This window comes from Pelatocladus sp., from assembly GCF_059505505.1.
The window spans coordinates 35,462-43,137 of record NZ_JCACKS010000225.1; the positions used below are offsets into that span (position 1 = coordinate 35,462).

The following is a 7,676-nucleotide window of genomic DNA, read 5'->3' on the forward strand; positions in this document are numbered from 1 at the left end:
GGGAGACCATAAAGGGGCTATAGCTGATTACAACCAAGCTCTCAAAATTAATCCCTACTATGCCAAAGCCTACTACAATCGGGGTGTAGCCCGCAGTGAATTGGGAGACCATAAAGGTGCAATCACTGATTACAACTTAGCCCTCAAAATTGATCCCAACTATGCCCAAGCCTACGGACGACGCGGTATAGTCCGTGTTGAGACAGGAGATAAGCAAGGTGGAATTGCGGATTTGCAGAAAGCTGCTGAACTGTTTAAACAACAAGGAAATACAGAGTTATATCAAACAATTTTGGAGTTGATTAAAAAGCTTCAACAGTGAGCATTTGAAACGCCTGCGATTGAAATCGCAGTCTCATAGCTAAACTCTGCTAAAGCAGACTGTTTGATTTTATGAAGTGCGTAGACACGCAGTGGCTTGTCGTCAGACATCGCGCTTTTTGATTCTCTAGGATTGTGCGATGTCTGGTGACAAGCCGCTTTGCGTCTACGCACCCCCATTAAGTAAAGCAGTAAGCTAGATTTAGCGGTTAGTAAATTAAAGTTATCAGTTGCTTGACTGTGGTAAAACTAATGACGTCTTTTCCTGTGAATTTACCAACTCAATTACAACAAGAAGCACAGAGATGGGCTACAAATCAAGGCATATCTCTTGAGCAGTTTATCATTTGGGCGATCGCAGAAAAAGTAGGAACTCTGAGTCAGCCTGTTGACGATCCTCGGTTTCCTGGTATTACATATCGTTGTGGTGCTAGCGGTACGCGAGTACCTATACTGTTGGGAACTGGCTTACGAGTCCAGTCTGTTGCGATCGCTAGTCAGCAATGGGGTTTATCTGTTTCACAAATTGCAGCTGAATATAATTTAAGTGAAGCACAAGTCAACGAAGCACTAGCTTTTTATACTGCACATAGACAAGAGATTGACCAAGCCATAGCAGCAGAACAAGCTTTCGAGTCTTATAATGTCTAAGATTCTTTTACTTTGGATTGTATGTTAACGGAAACACAAGCAGTTGATTTAATCGGGCAAGTACGCTGGTTAAATCAATGGAAAAAATGAGGACACTGATACACTAGATAAAAGGCGATCGCACTCTCATCGAATCAACAAGCGATCGCATTTGAAACGCCTGCGATTGAAATCGCAGTCTCATAGCTAAACTCTGCTGAAGCAGACTGTTTGATTTTCATGAAGTCGTCTTCAGACGACTTGCGCTATTAGCAAAGGATTTAAACCCTTTGCTTTGCTTTTATTTCATTTTTTCTAATGTTTGGACTATAACTTTAGCGTCTTTGCCAAAAAAACTTTCCTTTTCACCATTACTCCAAATGATGACGCAGGCAAATTGCCAAGCCATGTTATAGTTTATCTTCCGAAAACAAACTTTGCGAGCGTAAGCTAAATTTACAAAACCTCTAGTAGGTGTTTGGCAAAAAATTGGTTGTGTCATTGCTACAATTTTAAATAATCAAAATGATGAACAGTTGTTTTGAGATAGAGAGGCGCTTGAGGTTGTTAGTCTGGAGCGCCTTCTCTATATATTTCATACTACACTAAAAATTTTTAGTGCGCAAGCTAAAAATTCATAGTTTAGCATAAAAATTATCTGTATTGAGTGCGATCGCTTGTTGGTGATTATCTATGGTTGTGCAGATACTTTGAAACGTCAGAGATCAAAATCAGACAATTCACGTTTGAAACAAGAAACTTCGGGGTTGAAACATGAAACTTCGGGGTTGAAACATGAAACTTCGGGGTTGAAACGAGAAACTTCGGGGTTGAAACGAGAAACTCCGGGGTTGAAACATGAAACTTCTCGTTTGAAACGAGAAACTCCAAGGTTGAAACAAGAAACTTCTCGTTTGAAACAAGAAACTCCAAGGTTGAAACGAGAAACTTCGAGTTCAGAACAAAAAGCTCCAGGGTTGAAACAAGAAAGGGAGCATCGCAAATGTTCAAAAAAACGCCTGCGATTGAAATTGCGGTCTCATAGTGAAAGTCTGCTTAAGCAGACTGTTTAATTTTATGAAGTCGTCTGAAGATGACTTGCGCTATTAGCAAAAAGTTTAAACCCTTTGCAAAGAGCTAGAATGAAATTGTTAGTGGCTGTAGCAACTTAGTGACCAAAAAGACATAGACAAGTGATGTGATTAGTGTAGGGATGAGTTTAGCTGACAAGCTTGTTATATGAATATTTGATACTATTCAAACCTCTCTTCACTCAAGAAAGTTCATTTATGTTTAGGTACTTATTACATAGCTGCAAAACAGAGAAGCTTTGCAACAACCTAGACAGAAGATAACTGACAAATTCATTGTCATTCACATTTTTATCTTAAAAATCATGTGATTAAGGCGAAAAAAAGCACGCATAAAAAGATCGTGTAGTAAGTGTTTCAGCCTCAATCCTGCTTTTTCGTTTTTCGGTTCTCTGCTATCCATTCATGAATTCATAACAGAGAAAGCATAAGAAAATTAGCAATATTAAGTAGAAAATTAAACATATGTTTCCCCAATTAGTTGATAAAAATACTTCAGTAAGTTTAAAAAGATTACAGCAGCATCTAGCTAAATGCACAAAGCTTTCTATCGGCTATCCTGCTAATCTCGACTTTGATTACACTTTATTGCTGCCCTTCTTTCAATATTATCTTAATAATGTCGGTGATCCATTTGTCGAAGGTAACTTCGCTCTTCATTCTAAAGAATTTGAACGACAATGTATTAACTGGTTTGCTCAACTTTATGAGTTAGAAGAATACTGGGGATATCTCACCAGTGGTGGTACGGAAGGAAATCTCTACGGTATATTCTTGGGTAGAGAACTTAACCCTGATGCGATTCTTTATTCTTCTAGCGATACTCACTATTCAGTTGCCAAAGCAGCACGTTTATTGAAAATACCTCATATTGTGATTAGTTCACAATTTAACGGGGAAATTAACTATGAACATCTAGAGTATGAGCTATCACAACGAAAACATAAAAGTGCCATCATCAATATAAATTTAGGCACTACTATGAAAGGAGCAGTTGATAATATAGAGCGAATTATTGAGATCACACAAAGGGTAGGAGTTCGCTTTTATATCCATTGTGATGGCGCACTGGGAGGAATGTTACTTCCTTTTATAAAAGAAGCACCAAAAATTAGTTTTCGGGACTATCCCATTGGAAGTATTTCTGTCAGTGGTCACAAGTTTATTGGTTCTCCTATCGCTTATGGAATTGTTCTCACTCGTCAACCTTATGTCAACAAAATTGAGACAAGTGTTGAATATATTGGCAGTCAAGATACAACTATTTTGGGTTCACGTAGCGGAATCGCTGCTTTACTTTTGTGGTATGCGATCCAAACGAGAAGTCAGCACTTTCAGAAGGAAGTCGCTAGCTGCTTGCAAAATGCGCGGTATCTGCGCGATCGCCTACAAGAAAGAAATTACCATCCTTTACTTAATGATTTTTCAATCACAGTAGTTTTTGACAAGCCTGAAATCGAGCTATGTCGCAAGTGGCAATTAGCCACAGAGGAAAATCTTGCTCACATCGTCGTCATGCAGCACATTTCTACCCAAAAAATTGACCTATTTATACAAAATTTATTAGTTAACAAACAGATAAAAGAGATCGCAGACGAAAAGCTCTTAACAGGGAACAGGAAAACAATGTGTGTCACGATCCTGTCTAGTACCAGTTCTCTATGAAGCTGCATAGATTATTCTTTGGATTTAGTACCACTCAGATCTGGTTCTATGTTGAGCAAAATCTTTACAAAAGTTCACAAAAATAGAGGCGATTTACGAACACAGTATAAAAAATTGGCAACATTAGGAAAATAAAGACAACAATAACGATAGCTAGACCTGGAGTTCTGCTAAACCTATGCAGCCAATTCGTACATTCAACGTCTCACCTTCTTTGCCTGCGCGACTCGAACCATTACGCAAGCTGGCTTACAACTTGCTTTGGGATTGGAACGTAGAAACTAAAGATGTATTTCGCCGTTTAGATCCTGATTTATGGGAATCTAGCCATCATAACCCTGTTTTGATGCTAGGAACCATAAGCCAAGCGCGGTTGCTCGAAGTAGTGGAAGATGAAGGCTTTTTGGCACAAATGGATCGTGCCGCTTTGCAGATAGAAGATTATCTCAAAGAACGCACTTGGTATGAGAAAACAAGGGACAGGGGATTGGGGACAAGGGACTGGAGACAAGAAAGTAATTCTTCTGGCTTATCTTCTCCCGATTCCCAATCTGTGATCCCTAATCCCCAATCCCTAGAATGCTACGCCTATTTTTCTGCTGAGTTTGGGCTAGTGGACTGTTTGCCCATCTATTCAGGAGGCTTGGGTGTACTAGCAGGGGATCATCTAAAATCTGCCAGTGATTTAGGGCTTCCCCTCGTCGGTGTGGGTTTGTTGTACCAGCAAGGCTATTTTGCTCAGTATTTAAATGCTGATGGCTGGCAGCAAGAGCGTTATCCAATTAACGACTTTTATAACATGCCTTTGCACCTAGAACGCAATTCGGATGGTTCAGAGCTGCGAATTACAGTAGATTATCCGGGGCGTACCGTTTATGCCAGGGTTTGGCGGGTGCAAGTGGGAAGGGTGCCATTATACATGCTTGACACCAATATTGAACCCAACAATCCTTACGATCACGACATTACAGATCAACTGTATGGTGGTGATATTGATATGCGTATCCACCAAGAAATAATGTTGGGTATTGGCGGCGTGAGGATGTTGAAAGCACTGGGGTATAACGTCACTGCTTACCACATGAATGAAGGACATGCAGCATTTTCTGCCCTAGAACGTATCCGCATTTTAATTCAAGAGCAAGGGCTGAGTCACATCGAAGCTAGGCAAGTGGTAGCTTCTACAAATATATTTACCACCCATACACCAGTGCCAGCCGGAATCGACTTGTTCCCACCAGATAAAATTTTGTACTATCTGGGACACTATGCAGAAATTTTTGGTTTAGGTAAAGACCAATTTTTAGCATTGGGACGGGAGAGTACAGGTGATTTATCCTCACCTTTTAGTATGGCAGTGCTAGCGCTGAAGATGGCAACATTTTCTAACGGTGTGGCGCAGTTGCACGGTTCTGTGTCACGGCAAATGTTTAAGGGTTTGTGGACTGATGTACCAACCCAAGAAGTGCCAATTGCAGCCATTACCAACGGTGTTCATGCCCGTAGTTGTGTGGCTAAATCAACTCAGGAGTTGTACGATCGCTATTTAGGCCCCAATTGGTCATCAGCACCGGGTGAGCATCCCCTGTGGGATCGGATGAATGCGATTCCCGATGAGGAGTTGTGGCGGAACCACGAACGCTGCCGCTTAGATATGATTTTGTATGTCCGGGAGCATTTAGTCAAACATTTACGCGATCGCGGTGCATCCCCTAGCGAAATTGCCCAAGCCCAAGAAGTCCTCGATCCTCATATTTTAACGATAGGTTTTGCCCGTCGCTTTGCCACCTACAAACGTGCTACTCTCTGGATGCGTGATTTAGAGCGTGTCAAGCGGATTTTATTTGGCAATAAAGACCGCAAAGTACAATTTGTGATTGCTGGTAAAGCACACCCTAAAGATATCCCCGGTAAAGAACTCATTCGCGAAATTAATCATTTCATCCGTGAAAATAATTTGGAAAAACAGGTGGTGTTTGTTCCGAATTACGATATACATATTGCTCGGTTAATGGTGGCGGGCTGTGATGTGTGGTTAAATACACCCCGTCGTCCCCGCGAAGCCTCTGGTACTAGTGGCATGAAAGCAGCAATGAACGGATTGCCAAATTTAAGTGTACTAGATGGTTGGTGGGATGAAGCTGATTATGTCCGCACTGGTTGGGCAATTGGACATGGGGAAATTTACGACGATCCCACTTATCAGGATGAAATAGAAGTAAATGCCCTGTATGACATCTTAGAAAAAGAAGTTGTACCGTTGTTTTATAATCGCGATGCCGATAGTTTGCCTAGACACTGGGTTGCCAAAATGAAAGACGCTATCCGGTTAAACTGTCCGTTCTTTAACACCGCGCGGATGGTGAGAGAATATGCCCAAAGAGCATATTTCCCCGCAAGCGATCGCCATACTATCCTGACTAGTGATAATTATGCCCCTGCCAAAGAACTGGCAGCTTGGAAATTAAATCTCGGTGAACACTGGTACAACATCACAATTAAAGATATTGATGTTTCTGTAGGCCCTGATATTGAAGTTAACCAAACCGTTGCTGTTAAAGCCAAAATTGACTTGGCAACTCTTACAAATGATGACGTACAGATAGAACTGTATCAAGGTGCAGTAGATGCTAATGGCGAGATTGTCAATGGTGTACCACTTGTGATGGAATACCAAGGAGAAGATGCCCAAGGCTTAAGTATTTACACGGCAGATATTCTGTATACGACTTCTGGTTTACAAGGATTATCTTTGCGTGTATTACCCAAACATAAATATCTTTCTACTCCTTATGAGCCAAGGTTGATTTTGTGGGCGGAGTGAGTAATTAGGGATAAGGGATCGGGAATCGGGGATCAGGGATTGGGTATGAATCAGTTAACAATTAACAGTTTTAATTTGATAACTGATAACTGATAAGTTGTCCCCCTTCCCTTGTCCCTGTTCTCCAGGGTGGTTTCATACGAAAAAATAAAAATATGGAAGTCTGTATTTCTCGTTTTGAAGCATAGATTTTTACCCCTCTCCAAACCTCTCCCCTTATTAAGGGGAGAGGCTTTAAAAGAAGATTTTAATTTTTATCTGCTTGTATGAAACCACCCTGCTTCCCTTGTCCCTGTTCCCCGATCCCTGATCCCCTAATCCCCGATCCTTTGCGGAACGACTATGTAACCTGTGGTGCGATCGCCTAGTACGAAATTACGTTGTTCTCCCCAATACCACCAGTATGCTGCTACGTAAGCACAGATGAGGCTATCGAGTTTGTCTTCGACGGCTTTGAGTTGTGCGCCTGTGATGGGGATTTCGGGGAGAAATGAATTGAAAAGGCGCAAAGTACACAAAGAAGGTTCTAAGGTGGGTAATATTTGTGTGATGTAATTATAGAGTTTGATTAGTTCTAGGCGGCGATCGCTCAGGCGTCCTTTCTTATATTTAAGAATACGTTCTAATCTGAACAAATTGACTATGGCGGGGTGAGGAAAGACTTCGATTTGATATCTACCAGGTTTTTGGGGTTCGATGGTGGGTGCGTGGGCGAAACCACGTGATTCGAGTTCTAAACCAAAGTTAACGGTGCGTTCGGCGAAGGGAAGATTCAGATTGGCTGGGTAGCAACCAGCGTGATATTTACCAAAGTATTTATGGGTGAGTTTGTCGGGGAGACGACTACCGATGGCGTTAGGAATGAGAGTCGGCGCGTCTACACCAATTACGGCACTTTCACATGGTGGAACACAAGTATCAACCCAGTTGAGGATGTCTGCAATTGCTTCTTGGCGATCTAAGTCGAGTATTTGTAGTTGATTTTCTGCCCATTCTAAGTAGCACAGTCCGCTTGGTTGAGATTTCCAGCCTAAATCGATGCCGATAAATTTCATTTTTATCAAGTTAAATAGGGGTATGAGGAAGTGAACACTAGACATCTCCGACAACTATCAAAGCCTTTATGTGACTAGCTCTTAGGGTGC

7 protein-coding genes are annotated in these 7,676 nt (G+C 41.5%); 5 read left to right on the top strand and 2 right to left on the bottom strand.

Annotated features, from left to right (window positions below):
* Positions 1 to 322 (top strand): tetratricopeptide repeat protein (locus AC5JMK_RS21225; protein ID WP_495910971.1); only part of this gene is annotated, 322 nt, incomplete at its 5' end.
* Positions 323 to 573: 251 nt separating this feature from the next.
* Complete coding sequence (locus AC5JMK_RS21230) at positions 574 to 972, top strand: DUF433 domain-containing protein (protein ID WP_096672953.1); 399 nt, start codon at positions 574 to 576, stop codon at positions 970 to 972.
* 280 nt (positions 973 to 1,252) lie between these two features.
* On the opposite strand, the gene AC5JMK_RS21235 is transcribed toward AC5JMK_RS21230, so the two are convergent.
* Entirely contained in the window at positions 1,253 to 1,453 is a 201-nt protein-coding gene (locus AC5JMK_RS21235; protein ID WP_096672951.1) for a hypothetical protein, read from the bottom strand.
* 244 nt (positions 1,454 to 1,697) lie between these two features.
* On the opposite strand from AC5JMK_RS21235, the gene AC5JMK_RS21240 reads away from it, so the two are divergent.
* The 3 genes from AC5JMK_RS21240 to glgP all read left to right on the top strand — a co-directional run bounded on the left by AC5JMK_RS21240 (position 1,698) and on the right by glgP (position 6,531).
* On the top strand, positions 1,698 to 2,024 hold the full coding sequence (locus AC5JMK_RS21240; protein ID WP_495910972.1) for a hypothetical protein: 327 nt from the start codon (positions 1,698 to 1,700) through the stop codon (positions 2,022 to 2,024).
* A gap of 483 nt (positions 2,025 to 2,507) precedes the next feature.
* Complete coding sequence (locus AC5JMK_RS21245) at positions 2,508 to 3,707, top strand: histidine decarboxylase (RefSeq protein ID WP_495910973.1); 1,200 nt, start codon at positions 2,508 to 2,510, stop codon at positions 3,705 to 3,707.
* A 178-nt stretch (positions 3,708 to 3,885) separates the two neighbouring features.
* Entirely contained in the window at positions 3,886 to 6,531 is a 2,646-nt protein-coding gene (glgP, locus tag AC5JMK_RS21250; protein WP_096672947.1) for an alpha-glucan family phosphorylase, read from the top strand.
* A gap of 314 nt (positions 6,532 to 6,845) precedes the next feature.
* Here the strand turns inward: glgP and AC5JMK_RS21255 are convergent, their stop codons facing one another.
* Positions 6,846 to 7,586 (bottom strand): DUF429 domain-containing protein, encoded by a 741-nt coding sequence (locus AC5JMK_RS21255; protein ID WP_495910974.1) that lies wholly within the window; start codon positions 7,584 to 7,586, stop codon positions 6,846 to 6,848.
* Positions 7,587 to 7,676 lie beyond the last annotated feature (90 nt).

Excerpts from the sequence above, each read along its gene's own strand:
- AC5JMK_RS21245 (WP_495910973.1), top strand. The coding sequence starts at position 2,508 with ATGTTTCCCCAATTAGTTGATAAAAATACTTCAGTAAGTTTAAAAAGA.
- AC5JMK_RS21230 (WP_096672953.1), top strand. The coding sequence starts at position 574 with ATGACGTCTTTTCCTGTGAATTTACCAACTCAATTACAACAAGAAGCA.
- AC5JMK_RS21255 (WP_495910974.1), bottom strand. The coding sequence starts at position 7,586 with ATGAAATTTATCGGCATCGATTTAGGCTGGAAATCTCAACCAAGCGGA.
- AC5JMK_RS21235 (WP_096672951.1), bottom strand. The coding sequence starts at position 1,453 with ATGACACAACCAATTTTTTGCCAAACACCTACTAGAGGTTTTGTAAAT.
- glgP (WP_096672947.1), top strand. The coding sequence starts at position 3,886 with ATGCAGCCAATTCGTACATTCAACGTCTCACCTTCTTTGCCTGCGCGA.